This is a genomic window from Pseudomonas sp. NPDC086581, assembly GCF_044746165.1.
Classification (GTDB): Bacteria; Pseudomonadota; Gammaproteobacteria; order Pseudomonadales; family Pseudomonadaceae; genus Pseudomonas.
The window spans coordinates 437,066-460,730 of sequence record NZ_JBIVBR010000003.1 but is presented as its reverse complement, the minus strand read 5'-3'; the positions used below and the strand labels follow the sequence as shown (position 1 = coordinate 460,730).

The 23,665-nt window shown below is 66.1% G+C and carries 23 protein-coding genes and 1 pseudogene; 8 read left to right on the top strand and 16 right to left on the bottom strand.

Annotation, left to right across the window (positions count from 1 at the left end; translation table 11 throughout):
* The 4 genes from hutU to ACIPK7_RS09670 all read left to right on the top strand — a co-directional run.
* The coding region (hutU, locus tag ACIPK7_RS09685) for a urocanate hydratase (protein ID WP_401087384.1) at positions 1-760 on the top strand (760 nt) is incomplete at its 5' end.
* Positions 761-770: 10 nt separating this feature from the next.
* Positions 771-1,943, top strand: a complete 1,173-nt coding sequence (locus tag ACIPK7_RS09680; RefSeq protein ID WP_192436165.1) for a CaiB/BaiF CoA-transferase family protein — start codon at positions 771-773, stop codon at positions 1,941-1,943.
* Complete coding sequence (locus tag ACIPK7_RS09675; protein WP_401087381.1) at positions 1,940-3,085, top strand: acyl-CoA dehydrogenase family protein; 1,146 nt, start codon at positions 1,940-1,942, stop codon at positions 3,083-3,085. Before ACIPK7_RS09680 ends, ACIPK7_RS09675 begins: the two co-directional genes overlap by 4 nt.
* Before the next feature lie 106 nt (positions 3,086-3,191).
* Entirely contained in the window at positions 3,192-4,595 is a 1,404-nt protein-coding gene (locus ACIPK7_RS09670) for a purine-cytosine permease family protein (protein WP_401087380.1), read from the top strand.
* 37 nt (positions 4,596-4,632) lie between these two features.
* Here the strand turns inward: ACIPK7_RS09670 and ACIPK7_RS09665 are convergent, their stop codons facing one another.
* From ACIPK7_RS09665 to ACIPK7_RS09655, 3 genes are read right to left on the bottom strand one after another with little or no spacing between them, the layout of a single operon-like run.
* On the bottom strand, positions 4,633-4,956 hold the full coding sequence (locus ACIPK7_RS09665; RefSeq protein WP_401087378.1) for a hypothetical protein: 324 nt from the start codon (positions 4,954-4,956) through the stop codon (positions 4,633-4,635).
* Entirely contained in the window at positions 4,953-5,477 is a 525-nt protein-coding gene (locus ACIPK7_RS09660) for a thiamine pyrophosphate-binding protein (RefSeq protein ID WP_401087376.1), read from the bottom strand. Before ACIPK7_RS09660 ends, ACIPK7_RS09665 begins: the two co-directional genes overlap by 4 nt.
* Positions 5,474-6,658 (bottom strand): PepSY-associated TM helix domain-containing protein, encoded by a 1,185-nt coding sequence (locus ACIPK7_RS09655; RefSeq protein WP_401087374.1) that lies wholly within the window; start codon positions 6,656-6,658, stop codon positions 5,474-5,476. The genes ACIPK7_RS09660 and ACIPK7_RS09655 overlap by 4 nt, the downstream gene beginning before the upstream one ends.
* A gap of 305 nt (positions 6,659-6,963) precedes the next feature.
* On the opposite strand from ACIPK7_RS09655, the gene ACIPK7_RS09650 reads away from it, so the two are divergent.
* From ACIPK7_RS09650 to ACIPK7_RS09640, 3 genes are all read left to right on the top strand, one after another.
* On the top strand, positions 6,964-7,584 hold the full coding sequence (locus ACIPK7_RS09650; RefSeq protein ID WP_401087372.1) for a hypothetical protein: 621 nt from the start codon (positions 6,964-6,966) through the stop codon (positions 7,582-7,584).
* Between the two features lie 8 nt (positions 7,585-7,592).
* Positions 7,593-7,901 (top strand): transcriptional repressor, encoded by a 309-nt coding sequence (locus tag ACIPK7_RS09645; protein WP_401087370.1) that lies wholly within the window; start codon positions 7,593-7,595, stop codon positions 7,899-7,901.
* Between the two features lie 199 nt (positions 7,902-8,100).
* The gene (locus ACIPK7_RS09640) at positions 8,101-9,207 is read left to right on the top strand and encodes an NADH:flavin oxidoreductase/NADH oxidase (RefSeq protein WP_192436173.1); all 1,107 of its coding nucleotides are present in this window, start codon (positions 8,101-8,103) and stop codon (positions 9,205-9,207) included.
* 87 nt (positions 9,208-9,294) lie between these two features.
* Here the strand turns inward: ACIPK7_RS09640 and ACIPK7_RS09635 are convergent, their stop codons facing one another.
* Genes ACIPK7_RS09635 through ACIPK7_RS09625 form a run of 3 tightly spaced genes read right to left on the bottom strand, consistent with a single transcriptional unit; the run spans position 9,295 to position 11,289 of the window.
* Entirely contained in the window at positions 9,295-10,104 is an 810-nt protein-coding gene (locus ACIPK7_RS09635; RefSeq protein WP_192436174.1) for a hypothetical protein, read from the bottom strand.
* A gap of 26 nt (positions 10,105-10,130) precedes the next feature.
* Positions 10,131-10,532: a TssQ family T6SS-associated lipoprotein gene (locus ACIPK7_RS09630; RefSeq protein ID WP_192436175.1), complete on the bottom strand. Its 402-nt coding sequence runs from the start codon at positions 10,530-10,532 to the stop codon at positions 10,131-10,133.
* 37 nt (positions 10,533-10,569) lie between these two features.
* Positions 10,570-11,289, bottom strand: a complete 720-nt coding sequence (locus tag ACIPK7_RS09625) for a PEGA domain-containing protein (protein ID WP_192436176.1) — start codon at positions 11,287-11,289, stop codon at positions 10,570-10,572.
* 607 nt (positions 11,290-11,896) lie between these two features.
* Between ACIPK7_RS09625 and ACIPK7_RS09620 the strand changes: the two genes are divergently transcribed.
* On the top strand, positions 11,897-12,226 hold the full coding sequence (locus ACIPK7_RS09620) for a hypothetical protein (RefSeq protein ID WP_401087367.1): 330 nt from the start codon (positions 11,897-11,899) through the stop codon (positions 12,224-12,226).
* Positions 12,227-12,331: 105 nt separating this feature from the next.
* On the opposite strand, the gene ACIPK7_RS09615 is transcribed toward ACIPK7_RS09620, so the two are convergent.
* The 10 genes and pseudogenes from ACIPK7_RS09615 to ACIPK7_RS09570 form a co-directional block, all read right to left on the bottom strand.
* Positions 12,332-13,108 (bottom strand): cache domain-containing protein, encoded by a 777-nt coding sequence (locus tag ACIPK7_RS09615; RefSeq protein WP_401087405.1) that lies wholly within the window; start codon positions 13,106-13,108, stop codon positions 12,332-12,334.
* Positions 13,109-13,195: 87 nt separating this feature from the next.
* Positions 13,196-13,489 (bottom strand): annotated as a pseudogene (locus tag ACIPK7_RS09610) (methyl-accepting chemotaxis protein); the annotation flags it as partial.
* Between the two features lie 315 nt (positions 13,490-13,804).
* A complete protein-coding gene (locus ACIPK7_RS09605) occupies positions 13,805-14,281 on the bottom strand; it encodes an ester cyclase (protein ID WP_401087365.1) in 477 nt (158 codons plus the stop codon).
* Between the two features lie 86 nt (positions 14,282-14,367).
* Entirely contained in the window at positions 14,368-16,230 is a 1,863-nt protein-coding gene (locus ACIPK7_RS09600) for an FAD-dependent oxidoreductase (protein ID WP_401087363.1), read from the bottom strand.
* A 158-nt stretch (positions 16,231-16,388) separates the two neighbouring features.
* On the bottom strand, positions 16,389-17,813 hold the full coding sequence (locus tag ACIPK7_RS09595; protein ID WP_401087361.1) for a gamma-aminobutyraldehyde dehydrogenase: 1,425 nt from the start codon (positions 17,811-17,813) through the stop codon (positions 16,389-16,391).
* 105 nt (positions 17,814-17,918) lie between these two features.
* Entirely contained in the window at positions 17,919-18,725 is an 807-nt protein-coding gene (locus ACIPK7_RS09590) for an ABC transporter permease (protein WP_192224871.1), read from the bottom strand.
* The gene (locus ACIPK7_RS09585; protein WP_081517783.1) at positions 18,715-19,665 is read right to left on the bottom strand and encodes an ABC transporter permease; all 951 of its coding nucleotides are present in this window, start codon (positions 19,663-19,665) and stop codon (positions 18,715-18,717) included. Before ACIPK7_RS09585 ends, ACIPK7_RS09590 begins: the two co-directional genes overlap by 11 nt.
* A 1-nt stretch (position 19,666) precedes the next feature.
* Entirely contained in the window at positions 19,667-20,695 is a 1,029-nt protein-coding gene (locus ACIPK7_RS09580; RefSeq protein WP_401087358.1) for an ABC transporter ATP-binding protein, read from the bottom strand.
* Between the two features lie 232 nt (positions 20,696-20,927).
* The gene (ydcS, locus tag ACIPK7_RS09575; protein ID WP_401087356.1) at positions 20,928-22,073 is read right to left on the bottom strand and encodes a putative ABC transporter substrate-binding protein YdcS; all 1,146 of its coding nucleotides are present in this window, start codon (positions 22,071-22,073) and stop codon (positions 20,928-20,930) included.
* 129 nt (positions 22,074-22,202) lie between these two features.
* Positions 22,203-23,657 (bottom strand): gamma-aminobutyraldehyde dehydrogenase, encoded by a 1,455-nt coding sequence (locus ACIPK7_RS09570; protein WP_401087354.1) that lies wholly within the window; start codon positions 23,655-23,657, stop codon positions 22,203-22,205.
* Between the last annotated feature and the right edge of the window lie 8 nt (positions 23,658-23,665).

Below are 23,665 nucleotides of genomic sequence, written 5' to 3'. Positions count from 1 at the left end.
GCACGTCAAAGCCATGCTGGCGTTCCAGAAGCAGGGCATCCCGACCTTCGACTACGGCAACAACATCCGCCAGATGGCCAAGGAAGAGGGCGTGGACAACGCCTTCGACTTCCCCGGCTTCGTCCCGGCCTACATCCGTCCGCTGTTCTGCCGTGGCGTGGGTCCGTTCCGCTGGGCCGCGCTGTCCGGCGACGCCGAGGACATCTACAAGACCGACGCGAAGGTGAAGGAGCTGATCCCGGACGACGCCCACCTGCACCGCTGGCTGGACATGGCCCGCGAGCGCATCAGCTTCCAGGGCCTGCCGGCGCGCATCTGCTGGGTCGGCCTGGGCCAGCGCGCCAAGCTCGGCCTGGCGTTCAACGAAATGGTCCGCAGCGGCGAGCTGAAGGCGCCGATCGTGATCGGCCGCGACCACCTCGACTCCGGCTCGGTGTCCAGCCCGAACCGCGAGACCGAAGCCATGCAGGACGGCTCCGACGCCGTGTCCGACTGGCCGCTGCTCAACGCCCTGCTGAACACCGCCAGCGGCGCCACCTGGGTTTCGCTGCACCACGGCGGCGGCGTGGGCATGGGCTTCTCGCAGCACTCGGGGATGGTGATCGTCTGCGACGGCACCGACGAAGCGGCGGCGCGCATCGCCCGCGTGCTGACCAACGACCCAGGCACCGGCGTGATGCGTCACGCCGACGCTGGCTACCAGATCGCCATCGACTGCGCGAAGGAGCAGGGCCTGAACCTGCCGATGATCACCGGCTGAGGGCCAAACCATGAACAACGTGACTGAACTGCCGACTCCACAGCCGCTGATGGGCGTGCGCGTGCTGGACCTCAGCCGGGTACTGGCCGGGCCGCACTGCACCGCCATGCTCGCCGACCTCGGCGCCGAGGTGATCAAGTTCGAAGTGCCGGAACATGGCGACGACAGTCGCCACCTCGGCCCGTTCAAGGATGGCGAGAGCATCTACTTCGGCCTGATCAACCGCGGCAAGCGCAGTGTCGAACTGGACTTCAAGGCGCCCGCGGACCTGCAGCGCTTCTACCAGCTGGTGGCCGATGCCGATGTGGTGGTGGAGAACTTCCGCCCCGGCGTCACCCAGCGCCTGGGCATCGACTTCGACAGCCTCCGCCAGCACAACCCGAAGCTGATCTACGCGAGCATCTCCGGCTTCGGCCAGAACGGCCCGCTGTCGCGCCGCCCGGCCTACGACATCGTCGCCCAGGCGATGTCCGGGCTGATGAGCGTCAGCGGCTTCCCCGAAACCGGGCCGACCCGCAGCGGCGAGGCGCTGGGTGACTTGTGCGCCGGCGTTTATGCAGCCTGGGCAATCAGCAGCGCGCTGTTCGCCCGCGAGCACCAGGGCAGCAGCGCGCAGTACATCGATGTCGCCATGTTCGACGTGCTGGTCAGCCTGCAGATGACCGGCCTCTCCAACCTGTTCGCCCACGGCCGCGCGCCGGGGCTGGTGGGCAACCGCCACCCGGTGTCCACGCCGTTCGATACCTACCGCGCCGCCGATGGCCTGGTGGTGATCGCGGTAGCCAGCGACAAGCTGTTCCGACGCTTCTGCGAAAGCATTGGCCGCGCCGAACTGGCGCTTGATCCGCGCTTCGCCGATGACCCCTCGCGCACCCGCAACGAACAGGCCTTGCGCGCCGAGATCGAGCGCTGGACCGGTGCGCGCAGCGTCGAGCAGGCCTGCGACCTGCTGCTCGATGCCGGTGTCCCGGCGTCGCCGGTGTGGAACCTCGCGGAGGCCACCGGTAGCGAGCAGGCGCAGGTGCGCCAGTTGCTGGTACAGCCGGCCGACGGCCAGTCGCCGCTGGTGCCGCAACCTGTCTACTTCAACGGGCGCAAGCCCCATGCCGCCACGCGCGCGCCTCGCCTGGGCGAAGCCAATGCCGTGTTCGGCCTCGATAACCGTGCTGGAGCTGTCCAATGAACTTTGCAATCGACGCCACCGAACTGGCCATCGTCGACTCGGCCGAGCGCGTCTGCCGCGATGTGCTGGTCGCCAACGCGCAACGCTACGACGAAGAAGAGAGCTTCTGCGCCGAAAGCCTGCAGGCCCTTGGCGAACTGGGCTTCATGGGCATCAACCTGCCGGAGAACTATGGAGGCTTCGGCATCGGCAGCCTCGCCATGAGCCGGGTGGTCGAAGCGGTGTCCGCCGCCTGCGCCTCCACCGCCTCGGCACTCACCGCGCACTTCCTCGCCACCGACTCGATCCTCATCGGCGGCAGCGAGCAGCAGCGCCAGGAATGGCTGCCGCGCTGCGCATCGGGCGAGCTGCTGGGCGCCTTCGGCTTGACCGAGCCGGCGGCCGGCTCCAACCCGGCGGACATGCGTACCCGCGCCGTGCGTGAAGAAGGCGGCTGGCGTATCCGTGGCAGCAAGCACTACATCACCAACGCCCGCGAAGCCGACTTCATCGTGCTCTATGCCAAGACCGATCCTGAGGCTGGCGCCCGTGGCATCAGCGCTTTCATGATTCCCAAGGGCACCGCCGGCGTCACCTTCGCCAACCCGGAAAAGACCATGGGCCTGCGCGGCAGCACCATCTACGAGCTGGCCTTGGATTGCTGGCTGCCCGCCGAAGCGCTGCTGGGCGAGGAAAACCAGGGCTTCCGCACCGCCATGGAAGTCCTCGACCGTGGCCGTGTTGAGGTTGCCGCCATGTCCTTAGGGATCGCCCGCGCAGCGATGGAGTACGCGCTGAAGTGGGTGGACGAACGGCAGATCGGGCCCAAGCCGCTGTCGGCCTACCAGGGCACCCAGTGGCGCATCGCCGACATGCACGCGCAGTTCGAAGCGGCGCGCCTGTTGACCATGCAGGCGGCGGCGCGGCGCGACAGCGGCGAGCGCTTCAGCCTCGAGTCGGCCACCGCCAAGCTGTTCGCCGCCGAGGCCTGCGGCTTCATCACCGATGCCGCGCTGCAACTGCACGGCGGCTACGGCTATATCCGCGACCTGCCGCTGGAGCGCTTCGTGCGCGACGCGCGGATCCTGCGGATCTTCGAGGGAACCTCCGAGGTGCAGAAGATCATCATCTCCCGCGCCGTGCTGGATGCCGCCCGCCATTGACGGCAGGTACGGGGCGGCCGCGCGGGCCGCCCCGGCGAATCAGGAAACGCTGTGCATAACAACAACCGCGCGCCGGGTGTCCGGTCGTGCGCGAGGAGAAAGCCCCATGGCTGGTAAGTCCCTGATCGAAACTCGCTCCATCGATTACATACCCGAGGCCGAGCGGCATGGCCGATTGTTCAGTCAGTTCACCCTGTGGTTCGGCTGCAACCTGCAGATCACCGCGATCGTCACCGGCGCCCTGGCCGTGGTGCTGGGCGGCGACGTGTTCTGGTCGCTGATCGGCCTGTTCATCGGCCAGGTCTTCGGTGGCGTGGTAATGGCTCTGCACGGCGCGCAGGGGCCCAAGTTGGGCCTGCCGCAGATGATCTCCAGCCGCGTGCAGTTCGGCGTGTTTGGCGCGGTCATTCCGCTGGTGCTGGTGTGCGTGATGTATGTCGGCTTCAACGCCACCGGCACGGTGCTCGCCGGCCAGGCCATCGGCCAGTTGGCCCACGTCAGCGATACGCTGGGCATCCTGCTGTTCGCGGCGGTCATCGTCGTGGTGACGGTGTGCGGCTACCAGGTGATCCATCTGCTGGGCAAGGCCGCCAGCGTGCTGGGTATCGTCGCTTTCGCCTACCTGTTCGTGCGCCTGCTGTCGGTCAACGACATTGGCGTGCTGCTGGAGAACCGCCACTTCGCCTGGAATACCTTCCTGCTCGCGGTTTCCCTTGCAGCCTCCTGGCAGATTGCCTTCGGGCCCTACGTGGCGGACTACTCGCGCTACCTGCCCAGCCGCACCTCGTCGCGCAAGACGTTCCTCGCCGTGGGCCTGGGCTCGGTGATCGGTTCGCAGACATCGATGGTGCTCGGTGTGTTCGCCGCGGCACTGGCCGGCAAGGCTTTCTCCGGCCAGCCGGTGGCCTACGTGGTCGGGCTGGGGGCAAGCGGCATGATGGCGGCTGCTCTGTTCTTCAGCGTGGCGTTCGGCAAGGTCACCATCGCCACGCTGAACGCCTATGGCAGCTTCATGTGCATCGCGACCATCATCAGCGGCTTCCGCGGCCATCTTGAAGTCTCGCGCCTGCAGCGTCTGCTGTTCGTGCTGCTGATCGTCGGCCTGTCCACCGGCCTGGCGCTGGCGGGGCAGCACTCCTTCCTGGCCGCGTTCAAGTCCTTCCTGCTGTTCCTGCTGGCGTTCTTCACCCCATGGAGCGCGATCAACCTGGTGGACTACTACTGCATCACGCGTGAGCGCTACGACATCCCGGCACTCTCCGATCCTGATGGCCGCTATGGTCGCTGGAACTGGACCGGCATCGGCGTCTACTGCTTCGGTGTTCTGGTGCAGATGCCCTTCATCGACAGCAGTTTCTACACCGGTCCGCTGGTGGAAGTGCTCGGTGGCGTGGACATCTCCTGGCTGATCGGGCTGTTGCTGCCGGCGCTGGCTTACTACCTGCTGGCGAGAAATGACCCGCGGCACATGCCGGCCGCCATCGTGTTGCCCGGATCGTCCACCACCTGATGGGTTGCGGCCGGGAGACGGAGCTCCGGGCCGCCGTTCAGCTGCCTTTGATCTCGCTCGGCTCGACCTCGACCATATAGCCTGGCCCGACGTCGAAGAGGATGTAGAAGTCCCCGCTTGGCCGCTTGAAGGTCAGGCTGGAGTCTGCGCCGAGCTTGCCGGGCAGCAGCACTTTGTTGTCGGCAGCGCTCATCACGTCCAGGGTTACGCCCGGTGCGGCGCTGCCGTCGGTGAAGCCGCCAACGCAGCGGATGGTCTCGGCATCCAGCGCCTTGCATTCGCAGAAGGGCGCATGGGCCAGGGCGCTGGCGCTGAGGGTGAGGCCCAGCAGCAAGGCGCTGCAGGAGAGAATCGCTTTCATGGAGTACTCCGGGTCTTTTCCAGCCAGGCCACCAGCGAGGGCGAGGCCTTGTCGAGAGGGACCTGCGCGTGGTGCACGGCGCCGTCCCAGCCTTCCACCGTCAGCCACAGCTGGTCGCTCGGGGTGACGCGGGCCGGGATGGTGACCTCGGCGAACAACTGGTGCGGCGTGCCGGTGAAGAGGCCACCGGCGGCGCGCAGGCTGCGCGGTTCGCCGATGCGCAGGTAGGCGGCCTTCACCTGTGCAGAACAGCTGTCGCAGAAGGCCAGGGTAAAGGCCTTGACGAAGCCCGCGCGGCCTTCGTCCTCCGGTTCGCCCACTTCCCATTCGGCCATGCGCGCGGTCCACGGTCCGACCTGCACGGCGCCGAACTCGCGCTCGCCCAGGCCACGCAGGCCGCGGTCCAGCTTCGCTTCGTGGAAATAGTGGGGCATGAAGCCCAGCGGGATCAGCACCAGCAGGGCGCTGAGGTGGAACCGCCAGCGCAGCCACTGGCGGCGCAGCTTGCTGTGGCCGCTCATTGGATGGCCTTCGGGGTGGCCGCGACGGTGATCCGCTCGCCGGCTTTCTGCTTCTTCAGTTCCTTGGCGGTGGCGATCAGGGTGCGCTTGCTCCAGATCATCAGGCCGCTGAGCACCATCATGCTGAGGATCAGGCCGAACACGAACCAGATCAGCTTGACCCACACGCCGCCGAAGTCGCCGGTGTGCAGCGGGCGCATGGACTCGGTAACGAACTCGAGGCCCGAGCGGTCGGCCAGCAGGCGGGTCGAGGCCACGCTGCCGTCGTAGGGGTTCACCTGGGCGCTTTCGGACATCAGCGGGTCCCAGGCCTTGCCGAAGATCGTCACCGGGTCGTAGGCGCTGGTGGGCAGGCGGAAGAAGTTCGGCTCAAAGCCCGGAATGCGCTGCTGGGCAGCCAGCACGGCGGCGTCCAGGCCGATGCGCGGCGGCGCGGCGCCGTTCTCGCCCAGTGGAATGCTGTCGCGCTGGATGATGGTCGGCACGCCCTCGCTGGAGAGGGAGATGCTGTTGTCGTAGAGCACCGCCTGGATCAGGAACCAGATGCCGGTGATGGAGATCACCGCGATGAACCAGATCGACCAGAGGCCCATCAGCCGGTGCATGTCGCCCCAGAAGATCCGCGCGCCCTGGCGCAGGCGCAGGGTCGGCTTGAGGAAGCCGCGCCAGAAGCGCTTGTAGACCACCAGGCCGGTGACCAGCGAAGCCAGCATCGGCAGGCCGAGCAGCGACACCAGGTACCAGCCCCAACTGTAGCCGTGGTTGAACGGCACCAGCCACCAGCCGTGCAGGGCGCGGGTGAACTGACGGAAGTCGAACAGCGGCATCTTGCCCTGGATGACCCCGGTGTAGGGATTCACGTAGAGCATGGCGGTTGCGCTGTCCGGATAGGTGACGCTGACCCGCAGCGCGAAATGCCTTTCGCTGGGGGCGCTGATCATGCGCACGGCGGCCTGCGGTTGCTGCCGGAGCATGGCCGCGAGTACCTGGTCGTAGCCCAGGCGCTGGGCGTCACCGTCTGGCGGGTTGGCACGCACGGCCGGGTCGGTGAGCCAGACGATCTCCTGGCTCACTGTGGCCAGGGTGCCGGTTATGCACACCAGGAACACGAAGAACCAGATCGGCAGGGCCAGCCAGCTGTGGACCAGGAACCAGAGCCTGGAGCGGGATTTCTTTGACATGGGGAATCACTGCCACGCAAAAGGGGACAAAGGAAAAGGCCCCCCGCCGGACTGGGCCGACGAGGCGCGAAGACACCAAAGGAGCTGCGGTGTTCTAGATGTAAGGACGGATGAGATCGAAAAACCGGCCATGTGCAGTTGCAAACAAATGTTTCGGAAGGTTTTTCCCGGTCTTTTCCATTTCCTTACACATTTTCGGTGCGTGTTTTTCGCGGCTCATCCGTCTTGTTATGTGAAAGCGATCGATTCGCAACGGATGCGAACGACGTTTCTTTCCAGTAGCGCCCAGACAGGAGAATCCCCTCATGAACGTTTCCCTTCGCCAGCCCGTGCTGCTGGCTCTGGCCTTGAGCTGCGTGCCATTGGCCAACGCGGACTACCTGTGGCTGGAGCGCGGTGCAGGCCAGAGCGCGAAAAGCTATTTCAGCGAACTGCAGCCCGGAGAACACCTGCCGGTGGCCCAGTTGCAGGACCCCCACCTCGTGCTGGGCGAGGGCAAGACCGCAACGCTGAAGGCCGGGGTCGACTCTTTCGAGATCGGCAGCGCTCCGGCGGGCGACCTGCGCGTTGCCGCCCAGCGCGCCGAAGGCAGCACGCTGACCATCTATCAGGCACGCGAGGGGCGGACCGAAACCCGGGCGCAGAATGATCTTGAACTGGTGCCCACCACGCCCGGCGGCAATACCTTCGCCCTGCACTGGAAAGGCACCGTAGTGCCGGCCTCGCAGGTCAACGTTTACACCTCCGAGCAGTGGACTCGCAGCCTGAAACCGGCGGCGGACGGCACGGTGACCCTGATCACGCCGTTCCCGGCGCGCTATGTGCTGGAGGTTTCCGCCCAGGTCAATGGCGGCGCCAGCATCGAGGGCAAGCGCTATGACAGCGTGATCCATGTTTCCACACTGTCTTTCGAGGTGCGCAAATGAGAGCTGCGATGAAAGTCAGTACGCCAGTGCAGCCGCGTCTGCCGCGCCCGGCCCGGCAACTGCTGGAGCACGCCGGTCTGCGCAGCAGCCTGCCGCGGCTGAACATCCTCGATGCGCTGGTGATCTGCGGCAAGGCGACCGCGGTCGAGCTGCATGCCTATCTGGAGGAGCCGGGCCTGCCCATCTCCCTCAGCTGCGTCAGCCAGACCCTGCGCCGTCTGCATCTCTCCGGCCTGCTCGAGCGCGACACGAACAAGCGCTACAGTCTGGCGGCGGGCGCTGTGGCCGCCATGGGAAAGTCCAACGAGGTGCACTGACAGCGGCGAATCTCCCTATAGGAGCGGGTCATGTCCGCGATCGCACGCATGGCGCGCTCCTACAAGGGGGAGCCGGCGTTTCCGTCCGGTTGCAGGTGTCGCGGCTGCGACGGAGCCACCTATCATCTGGGCCTATCCTTAGGCGATCCCGGTCTACAGTTGTAGGACAAGATCTGAAGACCAGAGAGGGAGTGCCACCATGAGCCAGTTGTTCGAGCCCCTGACCCTGCGCCAGCTGACCCTGTCCAACCGCATCGCTGTTTCCCCCATGTGCCAGTACTCCGCCCAGGACGGCCTGGCCAACGACTGGCACCTGGTGCATCTGGGCAGCCGCGCCGTTGGCGGCGCCGGTCTGGTGATAGTCGAGGCCACGGCGGTCGCCCCGGAAGGGCGGATCAGCGCCGAGGACCTGGGCATCTGGAGCGACGAACAGGTTGAGCCGCTGCGGCGCATCACCCGCTTCATCGAATCCCAGGGCGCGGTTGCCGGCGTGCAACTGGCCCACGCCGGCCGCAAGGCGAGCACCTGGGCGCCGTGGCTGGGCAAGCACGGATCGGTGCCGATCAGCGAAGGCGGCTGGACGCCGGTGGCGCCCTCGGCCATCGCCTTCGACCCGCAGCACACCGCGCCCATCGCCCTGAGCGAAGAGCAGATGGCGACCATCAAGCACCAGTTCGTGCGCGGCGCCGAGCGGGCCCTGGCCGCCGGCTTCAAGATTGCAGAGGTGCATGCCGCCCACGGTTACCTGCTGCACCAGTTCCTTTCGCCGCTTTCCAACCAGCGCCGCGATCAGTACGGCACCTGTTTCGAGAATCGCATCCGCTTCCTCCTTGAAGTCACCGAAGCCGTGCGCGCGGTCTGGCCGCAGGAGCTGCCGCTGTTTGTCCGCTTGTCCGCTACCGATTGGGTGGAGGATGGCTGGAACCCCGACGAGACCGTAGAGCTGGCGCGCCGTCTGAAGAACCTGGGCGTGGACCTGATCGATGTGTCCTCCGGCGGTACCGCAGTGAACGCCGAGATTCCCGTGGGGCCGGGTTACCAGACGCAGTTCGCCGAGCGGGTACGCAAGGAGGCGGGCGTCGCCAGCGGCACCGTGGGGATGATCACCGAGCCGGTGCAGGCCGAGCACATCCTGCGCACCGGACAGGCAGACCTGATCCTGCTGGCCCGTGAGCTGCTGCGCGATCCGTACTGGCCGCTGCATGCCGCTGATGAACTGGGCGGCCAGCCGGTGCCATGGCCGGCTCAGTACTTGCGCGCCGCGCAACGCGGCACGCCCAAGCGCAAGGCATACGGCCAGGTTTGACGTTTGACCTGGTCGCGCGGGCCAGCACTGCGTGCCTCAACCTTTCCCTCCCACCGATGAGTCAGGCGCCGCCCGTGCGGCAGCCGCTCATTGCGGGTCGTTTTCCCTCACCGAGAACAGCGGCGGGCGGAGCGGGGTGGTGAATGGGCGATGCCCTTCGTCCAGCGCTGTCGTCACCGGCGTGCGCTCCACGCTGTCGATGGTCCAGCCGTCGCCTTCGTGCCTGAGCAGGTACGCCAGCGGAACGCCTTCCCTTAGCACGCGCTCCGGGCCTTTGCGGCCAAGCGCGTAAAGCGCGACTTCATAAGCAATGATCTCGCCGGCCTTGCTTCGGCTGGCGGGCACCAGTCGCGCATAGTTGAGCACCGGGGAGTCCGCCAGGCGCCCCAGGGCGTGCTCCCCCAGGTTGGCCTCGGCGTAAAGCGGATAGAAGGCCGGCGCGGATGGCGTGCTGACGTCGATCACCTGGAGAAACCCATAGCGCTGCCAGTCGCCGACGCCGAACAGGCCAGCTCCGGAGCTGGCCAGTACCTGGTAGCGCTTTTTCGGCAACTCGATGGCCAGCAGGCGGGCATTGCGCATGTCCAGCCGGGGGAAGTTGCCCCAAGGCGTGGCGACGGCATTGAAACGCTTCCTGCCTGCGATGACCCAGGCTGACTCCCCGGCGGTTTGCAGATAGGTCGGTGCGTTCTTCACCTCTGTGCGGTACTCGCTCCCGGCCTTCGACACCTGCTGGGTGAAGCTGGAGCTCAGCACGCTGATGGAAACCTGCTCGCCACTCCACAGGCTCTCGACGGCGGCGCTCAGGCTCTCATGTGTGTCGGCCTGGGTTAGCGGCAGTACGCCCAGAAGGGCCAGCGCCAGGCCAAGGCGGCCTGACCGGTGAGTAAAAGACATAGGGGCCTCGCTATCGGCGGAAAGGTTCAACGGCGCGCCGCCAGGACGAACACAGGGCCCCAGAGAGGATGACTCGCTTCTGCGGTTCCCAGGTGGAAGGTCGGGTCGAGCTGCAAGGCGCGGTCGAAGGCGAAGCGGCACTGGATCGGCCGCTCGGTCACGCAATAGCTGAATGCGAGGTACTTGAGCGCGTTCAGCTTCACCTGGGTATCGCCGGCCCACAAGGGCGGCGCGAGGAACTGTTCTTCGGCAAGGTAGTAGTGCCCCGCCTCATACAGCCGCAAGCCTTCGGCCAAGGTGCTCTCCGCGTTGGCCTGGGTATCGTCCGTGGGCGTTGCGGGCGGTTCTTCGAGTTGGCTCCGGCAGCCTGACGCTAGCGCCAGAAAGGCGACCAGCAGCGATGCCGAAAGAGTTTGCAGAGTCTTCATGGGGCTGTCCGTTTGCGGATAAGGGGCCTGCCGGCGCTCACTGGAAGCTGTGTCGCAGCGTCACCGACTGGCCGGCGGCTATCTGCACCTTCTGGCTGTAGCTGGGCAGGTCGGGATTGCGCAGCTCGACGGTATAGAGACCAGGTGGCAGTTGCAGCGTGAACAGCGGCGGGCTGATGCCGCGCTTGCGACCGTCGATCCAGACCTCGGCCCACGGCTGGACTCCGACGATCAGCGTGCCGAACGTGGCGGGCGCCGGCGTGTTGCGTGGTTTTTCCGGGCTGGTCGGTCTCGTGCGGGCGATGGCGGCGGTATCGGACGGTATCGTCCGCACGGTATCAGCGGGCGACGGGGGCGTCGGTTGCTTGCGTTCCACCTGCCTGCGTGCCGAATCCTTTGCTGAAGAAGGGCCCGTTGCAGGTACAGGAGTTGGTTTTTCAATGCTCGGCGTGGCGGGCGCCACTTGCGTGACGGCGGCATCGTCCGGCGAGAGCTGACGCTCATAAGCCGCCGGGGCGGGCAGTTCATCCAGCTCAGGCTCGGAGAATGTGGGCAGCGCCGGCTCGTCATCCATCGGTTCCTGGGTAACGGTCACGGTACTTTCTTCGCGGTTGTCCATGCTCTGCGCTTGCGCAGGAGGCTGAATGCTTGGCTCGTGGTCTGCAGGGGCGACGAAGGTGTTGTCGAATGTTCCGGCCTTCCAGAGCGCCGCCAGCAGGACGCAGGCAGCAACGCCGACGATCAGCAGCCCATTCACGAATGCTCCGGGCACAGAGCGGCGGGGGATGGACGCTGGCAAAGGTTCGGACGGTTCCTGCTTCTGGGGTGGCCGAACGGGAGATGGTGATGGGACTGCGGGGCGTGGCATGACGGTGTAGGCGGTGCCCGGACCGTCCCATGAGCTCAGGGAATCGATGGGCACCGAATCGGGTCGCGGAGTGCCCGGAGGCGTCCGGGTGTCTTGGAGGCGGGGAGACTTCGCGGTGGGTTCCATCGGGCGGCATCTTCAAGGGGGTGAAGAAAAGGCCTGGCCCTCGTACTGGAAACGGGTTGCCGTGTTCGACGAGAAGCAGGCATTCAATGTTCGAAAATGGCCGCGGATCATAGAAAGCCGCTTTCCAGGGCTCAAATGCGCCGGGTGGATTCCGTCGCCGGGGTGGGAATTTGAGGATCAGGTCGCGCTTTGCGACAGCTGTCGGCGTGCTCGTTCAGGAGGTGTGACCAGTAGGTCAGGAAAAGAAATGAAATGTGATATCTGTCGCACAGTGGCGTTCTGATGCTACTCTGGCCACGCTCGCGCAAGGATTGCGCCACTACCCACTAGAGCACCACTAGAGCACCACTAGAGCACCACTAGAGCACGCATGGACGCATCTGCAACGCCTGCTGTCATCCCGCAATCGGAAATCGCCCTGCTGGCGAACATCCTCGCCCTTGCCACCCGCAACATGTCCAACCTCAGCACGCTGATTACCCAGTTGTCGGTGGAGCTCGGCCATAGTCCCGACCCGCACCTGCAGCGCGTGGGCCAGCGGGTGCTGGCGGATGTGGATGTGCTGGCGCAATCCCTGGATACCCAGTGGGAGCTGATTGGTGCGTTGTCGCGCTTCTGCCCGCTGCTGTCGCGCACGCCGCTGGTGAAGCCGGCGCTGGTGACGGAAATCCATATCACCGAGTTGCCCCAGCGGACGTAGGTCGAGCCAGGGTTCGCCAGCAAGCTCGCTCCTACAGCCTGCCTCCGCTCTGGAGCCGGCCTTGTAGGAGCGAGCTTGCTCGCGAACGACGCCATCGTCTGGCGCTTATTCGCCGGCCTGCGCCAGCTCGAAGCTCATCATCAGCGCCCAGGGCGCATCGCTGTCGCCCACGCGGATGGGATGCAGCAATTGCACGCGGCGGCCCTTGACCTGTTCCCAGCCGCGGCCCTGGGCGATGGCGTTGCGTGCTTCCTGCGGCAGCTCGCCGGCCTTGTCGCCCAGACGCTTGGCGTCCGGGTGGGTGACATAGATGCCGGCGTTGGACAGCAGCGTGTACTGGCCATTGCCCATTGGGCTCAGCTTGCCGAGGCTTTCCTGCAGCTGGTGCAGGGTGTAGTCGGCGCCCAGAATGCCGAGGAAGCGGCCGTTGGAATACATCGGTGACATGAATGAGGTCATCAGCACGGTGCTGCCGCCGACGCTGTACTCGTAAGGCTCCATGAACACGTCGCGGCCCTTGTCGCGGGGGATCTGGTACCAGTCGCCGCTGCCGTCGGCCTTGTCGTAGCCCACCAGGCATTCACGCTGGGCGACGCCACTGCCACGGTGCCAGTAAGCCATCAGACGCCCGCTGGCGTCGTGGCCGGGCGTGTTGATGAACTCGGCATCGCGGCCATCGAAGGCATTGGGCTCGCAACCGCAGGCGAAGGCCAGCAGCTCGGGGTTGCGGGTCAGGTATTCGTGCATCACCGCGTCGATCTGCTCACGCTGCGGGCCGAGGTTGCGGCTCTTCATGCCGAGGATGAAGTGCTTCAGGCCGTAGAGCGCGGTGGCCATGATGGCGAAGCGCGCTTCCAGCCGCTGGGCCTCGCTGGCGAGCACCACGCGGGCGGTGTCCAGCAGGCTGGAGTGCTCGGCCTGTTCGACGTCGGCCAGGGCGCGGGCGCTCTCGCTCTTGATCGAGGCGACGACGTTGCCGATGTCGGCGGTGGCGTTGGCCGACTGTGTCGCCAGGCGGCGCACCTCATCGGCGACCACCGCGAAGCCACGGCCGCTTTCCCCGGCGCGCGCGGCTTCGATGGCGGCATTAAGCGCCACCAGGTTGGTGTTCTTGGCGATCTGCTTGATGACTTCGGAAACCTTGCTGATCTCGGTCCAGCGCACGTTCATATCGGCGATCAGTTGCTTGACCTGGTCAATGGTGGAGCGGGTGCTGGAGCTGTCTTCGGCCTTGGCGGGCCGTGGTTCGAGTGTGATTGACATGGTTTGGGACACTGCAGTGGCGGTGGAGGGCAGGGGTAGGCGAGGGCTTGTCTTCTTCTTGTGCAGCTGCGCCCGGAGACGCGGCTGTCTTGCAGGACGCTGGTCGTAGGATGGCGGCGGATAACCCGTTCCGGGTTATGCACCCTACGTTTCTATGTAGGACTTCGTGCCAGCGCTTCCCCCTCACCCCAACCCTCTCCCGAGGGAGAGGGGGCAGTCCGTGTCGGCTGTGGCTTTGGTTTCATCCTGCGCCGAACGGTCCCCTCTCCCTCTGGGAGAGGGTTAGGGTGAGGGGCATTTATGCGAGCACGGGCCTTACCAGCCGAGCTGCTTGTGCAGGCCCAGGGCGTCGTAGTAGTCGCCCTGATAGACGATCTTGCCGTCCTTTACCTTCACGTAGCTCACACCGTCGAACGACAGCGGCTTGTTGGTCGCCGGGGTCTGGGCATCCCAGGCGCCGGTGTTGATGCCGCTGAAGGTCCACTGGAAGGCGATGCCGTCCTTGTCGACGATCGGCTTGCCGTTCATCTTCCACTTCAGGTCCGGAACGGCCCCCACGAACACCTTGATCACGTTGTCACGCGCGGCATCGCGGCCCTTCTGCGGGGCGCCGACGGTAACGTCGAAGTACTCCGCATCCTTGGCCAGGTAGCCGGCGGCCTTCTCGGCATCGTGGGCGTTCCACGCGGCCATGTAGGCGTCGACTATCTGTTTGGGCGACTCTGCGGCCTGTACGAGGCCGGCAAAGGTGAACAGCGACAGCAGGTAAAACGCTCTGACGAGGTGACGCATGCTTGCCTCCGTTGCGGGCGTGCCCGCGGGTTGTCGGCCGGACGGCCGTTAAGTGCGGCGCCGCGTGGTACGCGGCGCCGGATTCTTCAGGCCAGTTCGCCCACCGCGCGCCAGGCTTCGTCGATGGCTGCGTGGGCATAGGCGTCCCAGGCGGCATCGGAGTTGGCGATGGTGACGTTGCCGACCTTGGTGCGAGCCAGGTTCATCAGTTTTTCGCTCTCTTGCTCATCATCGAAGAGGCTGTTGGAGAAGTACGAATAGCCGTGCGACCAACGGTTGATGGTGATCGCCTGGATATCCTTCTGATGGTCGAAGCCAGCCGGGCCGAGCATGGCCTGCAGCTGGTCGCGGATCATCTCTTCCATCTTTTCGAAAGGCATGGCGTAGAGCTTGCCGCGGCCGACGCGGGCCTGGGTGCGCGCATCCATGCCGGAGTTCGGGCTGGTGGGCACGTAGACCATGTGCAGGCCGATGGGCTGGTTCGGGTCGCGCGGGTGGCTGTAGCCGCCGATGTCCACCGGGTAGTCCAGCTTCACGCGGCTGTAGGGCTGGCTCGGCGCGTAGATCTCGTGCACGCCCAGCTTCATGAAGCTCTGCCAGTTGCGGATCACCACCTTGGTGTACACCAGCGGGAACTTCACGTTCTGCGCCAGGGCGTGGCTCTGCTCGGCGGAGAGGTCGCGCAGGATGTAGGGGATGATCATGTTGTAGCAGGCCAGCACGCAGTGCTTGGCGCGCACGCGGTGCAGGGCGCCGGCGCGGCTGTAGCCGACGTCCACGCCGCCGTCGCGGTTCTTCACGCTGACAGCGGTGCTGTTCAGGCGCAGGGTCACGGCGTTCTTCGGCTGATCCAGTTTCGAATAGTCGAAGGTGGCCAGGACGATGTCGTTCATGTCCAAGCCTTGCGCCACGCCCGGAATCAGGCCGCGCACCAGCAGGCGCGCCAGCGAGGCGTTACCGTCGGGGAAGTGGTAGATGTACGGCTCTTCCATCTCGGCCTTGGCTTCCTCGCTGATGGGCGAGAGGTCCATGGCGGCGAAGCCGGGGAAGCCCACGGAGTAGGCCGAATCGGCGGGGACGGCGTCGATGCTCAGCGCCGAGAAGTCGTTGGTGCGACTGAGAAAGTAGCGGGTGGCGGCTTCGCTCAGGCCGACGTCCTTACGCAGGAAGTCCTGGTAGCTGGTCTTGGCTAGGTGCGCTTCCTTCTCCTCGCGTGTCTTGCCGGCGAGGTAGTCCTTCGGCGCTTCGTGCAGGTCGATCAGCGCCTGGCGGTCGGCCTCGTGCAGCGGGAAGTCGGAGATGAACGCGCGCCAGCTGCGGGCGTTGAGTTTTTCCGGGGCGATGTCGTCGGCCACCATGGGCGTCGGGTCGCCGGACACCATCTTCGCCTCGCCGAAGCCGGCCTTGTCGAAGAACACGCCGCGCGACAGGCCCAGGTTCGGGTAGAAGTCGCGGTCGAAGGCGGTCTGGAAGCGGTCCACGTCGACGTTGAGCTGCTTGAGCAGCTTGTTCACCGTGTCGCTGTACAGGTGCTTGGGCGACTGGAAGGCTTCGCTGCCGCCGTAGCCGAGGATCATCCGGCCGCCGGCCTGGAACTCATTACGCTTGGCGTGGCCGCCGAAGTCGTCGTGGTTCTCGATGATCAGCACGCGCGCCTTGGGGTGCTTCTGCCGGTAGAACCAGGCTGCGGACAGGCCGCTTATGCCGCCGCCGACCACCACCAGGTCGTACTGCTCCTCGATCTTCAGGCCATCGGTATCGAATACCTTCTTCTCCCAGCCCATCTGGTGCGCGACCTCGAACGCGCCGGGATGGCTGCCGCGCATGCCGGTGAGGGCGGGCGGGTAGTAGCAGCCGGAGGGGGCGGCCTGGAGAAGTTGCAGCGGGGTGAGGCCTGCGCCGATGGTGAGGGCAACGCCGTTGAGGAAGTCGCGGCGGGTGATGGTCATGGGAAGTCCTTGCAAGGTGATGGCCCGGGGCACGGGCTGTCATGGTTTTACCCTTCCGCCCGGAAGGGGTTGCGGCATGCGTGGCCGCGCGGCGGTCCCGGTCGAGCGGGGCGCCGTAAAGCATCGGGCCCTCGTGTGAGGGCCCGACTTCTTACTGCTTAATGTTTGATCATCACGTGACGGATGGCGGTGTAATCCTCCAGGCCGTACATGGACATGTCCTTGCCGTAGCCCGACAGCTTCATGCCGCCGTGGGGCATCTCGGTGGTCAGCATGAAGTGCGTGTTGACCCAGGTGCAGCCGTACTGCAGGCGGGCGGACAGGCGATGGGCGCGGCCGATGTCGCTGGTCCACACCGAGGAGGCCAGGCCGTAGTCGGAGTCGTTTGCCCAGGCCAGCGCCTGTGCTTCGTCCTCGAACTCGGTGACCGACACCACCGGGCCGAAGATTTCGCGGCGGACCACTTCGTCGTCCTGGCGGGCGCCGGCGAGCACGGTCGGTTCGAAGAAGAAGCCCGCGCGGTCGGCACGCTTGCCGCCGGTGACCACTTCGATGTGCGGCACCTGGCGGGCGCGCTCGACGAAGCCGATGACGCGCTCCAGGTGCTGCTCGGTGATGACCGGGCCCAGTTCGGTGTTCGGGTCGTCCTGCTCGCCGTACTGGATGCTGGCCACCGCTTCGCCGAGCTTCTGCACGAACTTGGCGTAGACGCCTTTCTGCGCGTAGATGCGGCAGGCGGCGGTGCAATCCTGTCCTGCGTTGTAGAAGCCGAAGGTGCGGATACCTTCCACGGCGGCGTCGATGTCGGCGTCGTCGAAGATCAGCACCGGGGCCTTGCCGCCCAGTTCCATGTGCATGCGCTTCACGGTGTCGGCGGTGCCGGCGATGATCCGGCTGCCGGTGGCGACCGAACCGGTCAGGGACACCATGCGCACTTTCGGGTGGGTGGTCAGCGGCTCGCCGACGGTCGGGCCACGGCCGAACACCAGGTTGACCACACCGGCGGGGAAGATGCCGGCCATCAGTTCGGCCAGGCGCAGGGCGGTCAGCGGGGTCTGCTCGGAGGGCTTGAGCACCACGGTGTTGCCGGCGGCCAGGGCCGGGCCGAGTTTCCACGCGACCATCATCAGCGGGTAGTTCCACGGCGCGATGGAGGCAACCACGCCCACCGGGTCGCGGCGGATCATCGACGTGTGGCCCGGCAGGTATTCGCCGGCGGCGGAGCCCTGCATCACGCGGCAGGCGCCGGCGAAGAAGCGGAACACGTCGGCGACGGCCGGCAGTTCGTCGTTCAGCGCGGCGGAGTAGGGCTTGCCGCAGTTGTTGGATTCCAGGCGGGCCAGTTCCTCGGCGTTGGCGTCGATGGCGTCGGCCAGTGCCAGCAGGAGCAGGGAGCGGTCCTTCGGCGCGGTCTGCGACCAGCTGTCGAAGGCGGCGTCGGCGGCCAGCACGGCGGCATCGACCTGGGCCGGGGTGGCCTCGGCGATTTCCACCAGGGTGGTACCCAGCGACGGGTTCAGGACGGCGAGCTTCTCGCCTTCGCCAGCGACCAGTTGGCCGTTGATCAGCAGATTGGTTTGCATGGTTGAGTCCTCTAGCTCAGGAGCGTGGTGCAAATTCGGTTCGGGTATTTCTTTTTAAGGGGCCTGCCGGCGAACGGGCCGGCGGGCCTGAGGGGTTCTGTTGACTTACTTGCCGCTCCCCGCCACGCCCTCACCACCCTTGGTCAGGTAGTAGGCGCCGAGGATCGGCAGCATGGTCACGATCATCACCAGCATCGCCACCACGTTGGTCACCGGCACGTCGCGCGGGCGGCCCAGCTGGTTGAGCAGCCAGATCGGCAGGGTGCGTTCATGGCCGGCGGTGAAGGTGGTGACGATGATTTCGTCGAAGGACAGCGCGAACGCCAGCATGCCGCCCGCCAGCAGCGCCGAGCCGAGGTTGGGCAGGATCACGTAGCGGAAGGTCTGCCAGCCATCGGCGCCGAGGTCCATCGAGGCTTCGATGAGGCTGTGCGAAGTGCGGCGGAAGCGCGCGATGACGTTGTTGTAGACGATCACCACGCAGAAGGTGGCGTGGCCGATGACGATGGTCAGGAAGCCGGGCTCGATGCCGAGGGTCTTGAACGCCGAGAGCAGCGCGATGCCGGTGATGATGCCGGGCAGGGCGATCGGCAGGATCAGCATCAGCGAGATGCCTTCCTTGCCGAAGAAGTCGCGGCGGTACAGCGCGGCCGCGGCCAGGGTGCCCAGGAACATGGCGATCAGCGTGGCGACGCTGGCGATCTTCACCGACAGCTCGATGGCTTCGAGCACGTCCTGCCGCGCGAAGGCGACGCTGAACCAGTGCAGGGTGAAGCCCTTGGGCGGGAAGCTGAAGGCCGCGTCCTCGGTGTTGAAGGCGTACAGGAAGATGATCAGGATCGGGAAGTGCAGGAACACCAGCCCGCCCCAGGCGGCTGCTTTGAGCCCCCAGGAAGCTTTCTCAGAGTGCATCGAAGGCCCCCAGACGTTTGACGATGGAGAGATAGACCGCGATCAGTACGATGGGCACCAGGGTGAAGGCGGCGGCCATCGGCATGTTGCCGATCGCGCCCTGCTGGGCGTAGACCATGCTGCCGATGAAGTAGCCCGGCGGGCCCACCAGCTGCGGCACGATGAAGTCGCCCAGGGTCAGGCTGAAGGTGAAGATCGAGCCGGCGGCGATACCGGGGATCGACAGCGGCAGGATGACCTGGAAAAAGGTCTGCCGCGGGTGCGCGCCGAGGTCGGCCGAGGCTTGCAGCAGTGACGGCGGCAGGCGTTCCAGGGAGGCCTGGATCGGCAGGATCATGAACGGCAGCCAGATGTACACGAACACCAGGAAGCGCCCGAAGCTGGAGGTGGACAGGGTGTTGCCACCGATGCCCGGAATGCCCAGCAGCAGGTTCAACACTGGCTCAAGACCGAGGTGCTGGACGAACCACATGGCGACGCCACCCTTGGCCAGCAGCAGGGTCCAGGCATAAGCCTTGACGATGTAGCTGGCCCACATCGGCATCATCACGGCGATGTAGAAGAACGCCTTGGTCTTGCCGGTGGTGTAGCGCGCCATGTAGTAGGCGATGGGGAAGGCCACCGCGCCGCTGGCGATGGACACCGCGACCGCCATCAGCACGGTGCGCTGGATGATGTCGAAGTTGGAGCCGCTGAGCAGCGAGCCGAAGTTGGCCCAGGTCAGGTCCGGCGTCACCGTCATGGTGAAATCGTCGAAGGTGTAGAAACCCTGCCATAGCAGCGTCAGCAGCGAGCCGAGGTAGATCGCGCCGAACCACAACAGCGGCGGGATCAGCAGCAGCGAAAGATACAGCGTCGGCTTGCGGTAGAGCAGGTTGCACAGGCGGCGCAGCGGGCCATTGCTGGCCTGCGGCACCGGTGCGTTCATCGTCAGTTCCATGTCACGCGCCCTCGTTCAGCACCACCATCGCCTCGCGCGCCCAGCGGGCGGTCACGCGCTGGCCCGGCTGGTGGGCGAGGTCGATGTCGGCCCACTGGCTGTTGGCCTGGCTGAGGCAGAGGTTCTGGCCGTTGTCGAGACGGATCTCGTAGCGGGTCGCCGCGCCCTGGTACTGGATGTCGTGCAGCAGGCCGCTGATCTCGATGTCCGAGGCGCTGCGCTCGCCGTTGGCGAAACGGATGTGCTCGGGACGGATGGAGAAGGGCTGGGTATTGCCGGTCAGGCCCTGGGCGAGGTCGCCGCGCAGCACGTTGGAGGTGCCGACGAATTCCGCCACGAACGGGGTGGCCGGTTTCATGTAGAGGTTGCGCGGGGTGTCGACCTGCTCGATGCGACCCTTGTTGAACACCGCGACGCGGTCGGACATGGACAGCGCTTCGCTCTGGTCGTGGGTGACGAAAATGAAGGTGATGCCCAGCTGGCGCTGAAGCTTCTTCAGCTCGCTCTGCATCTGCTCGCGCAGCTTGAGGTCGAGGGCGCCCAGGGGTTCGTCCAGCAGCAGTACGCGCGGACGGTTCACCAGGGCGCGGGCCAGGGCGACGCGCTGGCGCTGGCCGCCGGAGAGCTGTACCGGCTTGCGCACGCCATAGCCGCCCAGGGCGACCATGCCGAGGGCTTCTTCGGCACGCTTGAGGCGTTCGGCCTTGCCGACGCCTTTCACCTTCAGGCCGTAGGCGACGTTCTCGAGCACGCTCATGTGCGGGAACAGCGCGTAGTCCTGGAACACCGTGTTGACGTCGCGCTGGTAGGGCGGTAGGCCCGCGGCCTCCTCACCATGGATGCGGATGGAGCCTGCGCTGGGTTGCTCGAAGCCGGCGATCAGGCGCAGGCAGGTGGTCTTGCCCGAGCCCGACGGGCCGAGCATGGAGAAGAACTCGCCGTCCTTGATGTCGATGGACACCCGGTCAACGGCCTTGACGTCGCCGAACTGGCGGGAGACCTGGGTGAATTGAACAGCGGGAGTGGTCATGGTGCACGCTCCAAGGGGCAGGAATCCGGCGTAGGGGAGCCCTGCCCGTGAATCTGAGATACGGGTGAATCGGTACAAGAAAGTAGGGGGAAAAGTCTTTCAGGAAGCGTCGCGAGCAGGCCCTCAGCCGCGTCCGGCCAGCGCACAGGAACCGCAGCGTACTTTAGTACGTGAGGATTCCGAGCACTGCCCGGGCGCGGATCAGGGCCGCGCAGCAGCTACCTGATGACTTTTAACGGCCGCCCATGATCCCGATGTAGTCCTGGGTCCAGCGGCTGTACGGCACGAACTTGCCGCCTTCAGCCTGCGGGGTCTTCCAGAAGGCGATCTTGTCGAACTGGTCGTAGCCGTTGGTGGCACAGCCCTCGGCGCCCAGCAGGGTGCTGGCCTTGCAGCCGGCCGGTACCGCCGGCACCGAACCGAACCAGGCGGCCACGTCGCCCTGGACCTTGGGTTCCAGCGACCAGTTCAGCCACTTGTAGGCGCAGCTGGGGTGCTGGGCATCGGCGTGCAGCATGGTGGTGTCGGCCCAGCCGGTGACGCCTTCTTTCGGGAACACGGTGGCGATCGGCTGACCTTCGGCTTTCAGGGCGTTGGCCTGGTACGGCCAGGCGCTGGAAGCGGCGACGCCTTCGTTCTTGAAGTCGCTCATCTGCACGGTGGTGTCGTGCCAGTAGCGGTGGATCAGGTCATGCTGCTTGCGCAGCAGGTCGACCACGGCGGCGTACTGCTTCTCGTCGAGCTGGTACGGATCGGTGATGCCTAGCTCCGGCTGGGTCGCCTTCAGGTACAGCGCGGCGTCGGCAACGTAGATCGGGCCGTCGTAGGCCTGCACGCGGCCCTTGTTCGGCTTGCCGTCGGGCAGGTTCTGGGCGTCGAACACGACCTTCCAGCTGTCCGGCGCGGTGGGGAAGACCTTGGTGTTGTACATCAGCAGGTTCGGGCCCCACTGGTACGGCGCGCCGTAGGTCTTGCCGTTGACCACGTACCAGGCGGCGTCCTTCAGGCGCGGGTCGATGTTCTTCCAGTTGGGGATCAGCGACGGATCGATCGGCTGCACGCGCTTGCCGTAGATCAGGCGCAGGGAGGCATCGCCGGATGCGGTGACCAGGTCGTAGCCGCCCTTGGCCATCAGGCTGACCATCTCATCCGAGGTGGCAGCGGTCTTCACGTTGACCTGGCAGCCGGTGTCCTTCTCGAACTGGGTGACCCAGTCGTAGTTCTTGTCGGACTGGCCGCGCTCGATGTAGCCGGGCCAGGCGATGATGTCCAGGCGGCCTTCGCCTTTGCCGACTTCCTTCAGGGCCTCGGCGGCCTGGACGCCGGCGCTGGCCAGCAGGGCGGTGGTGATGGCACTGAGCAGTGCGGTCTTGCGCATCGGGTGTCTCCCTCTCGTTGTTGTCTCTATTGGTGGGGCAGTTCAATCGAGCAACCACCCTCGTGCGAGCGGGCGCGCCGCTTCGCCGGGGTGCTTTCTTATGGTCCGGCGGGGGCGCCGCCGGGTCGTTCAATCCAGTTGCTGGCCGTGGCGCGCCATGATGTGGCGCACCACGCTGTAGTCCTGCAGCGAGTCGCTGGACAGGTCCTTGCCGTAGCCCGAGCGCTTGAGCCCGCCGTGGGGCATCTCGCTGGCGAGCATGAAATGGGTGTTGATCCAGGTGCAGCCGTATTGCAGGCGGTTGGCGATCTGGAAGGCTTTGTCCAGGTTCTGCGTCCACACCGAGGAGGCCAGGCCGTATTCGGAGTCGTTGGCCCAGTCCACCGCCTGTTCCAGCTGGTCGAAGCGGGTCACGGTGACCACCGGGCCGAACACTTCGCGCTGAACGATCTCGTCCTGCTGCTTGCAGCCGGCCAGCAGGGTCGGCTGGTAGTAGAAGCCGGGGCCCGAATGCACGGCGGCGCCGGTGACGCGCTCGATGTGCGGCTGGCCGAGGGCGCGTTCGACGAAGCTGGCGACGCGGTCGCGCTGGCGAGCGCTGATCAGCGGGCTGATCTCGTTGTCAGCATCGCGCTTGCGAGCGAAGCGGATGCTGGCCACGGCGTCGCCCAGTTCGGCGACGAGGCGGTCATGGATACCGGCCTGCGCATAGATGCGGCAGGCGGCGGTGCAGTCCTGCCCGGCGTTGTAGTAACCGTGGGTGCGCACGCCCTGGGCCACGGCTTCGAGGTCGGCGTCGTTGCAGACGATCACCGGCGCCTTGCCGCCCAGTTCCAGGTGGGTGCGTTTGAGGGTGCGCGCGGCGGCCTGGAGAATCTTCTGCCCGGTGACGATATCGCCGGTCAGCGAGACCATGCGCACCTTCGGGTGGCTGACCAGGTGGCTGCCGACGCCTTCGCCGCCGCCGCAGACAATGTTGATCACGCCGGCGGGGAGAATTTCCGCCAGTGCCGGGGCCAGCGCCAGGATGCTCAGCGGAGTGTGCTCGGACGGCTTGAACACCAGGGTGTTGCCGGCGGCCAGCGCGGGAGCGATCTTCCACGCGGCCATCATCAGCGGGTAGTTCCAGGGCGCAATCGACGCGACCACGCCTACCGGGTCGCGGCGCACCATGCTGGTGTGGCCGGGCACGTATTCGCCGGCGAGCTGGCCCTGCTGGCAGCGCACGGCGCCGGCGAAGAAGCGGAACACGTCTGCGGTAGCCGGGATGTCGTCCTGGCGCGCCAGGTGCAGCGGCTTGCCGCAGTTCAGCGATTCCAGCTGGGCGAGGTCATTCGCGCGCTTGTCGATGGCGTCGGCGATGGCGAGCAGGGCGGTGGCGCGCTGTGCGGGTGTGGTGCGGGCCCAGGCGGGGAAGGCGCGGTGCGCGGCAGCGATGGCCTGCTCGACCTGATCCAGGGAGCCGTCGGCGATGCTGACAACGATTTCGCCCGTGGTCGGGTTGATGATCGGCTCGGCCATGCCTTCGCCGGCGACCAGTTGGCCGTCGATCAGCAGGGCGGTGTGCAGGGTTGCGCCGGTCATCTTGGAAA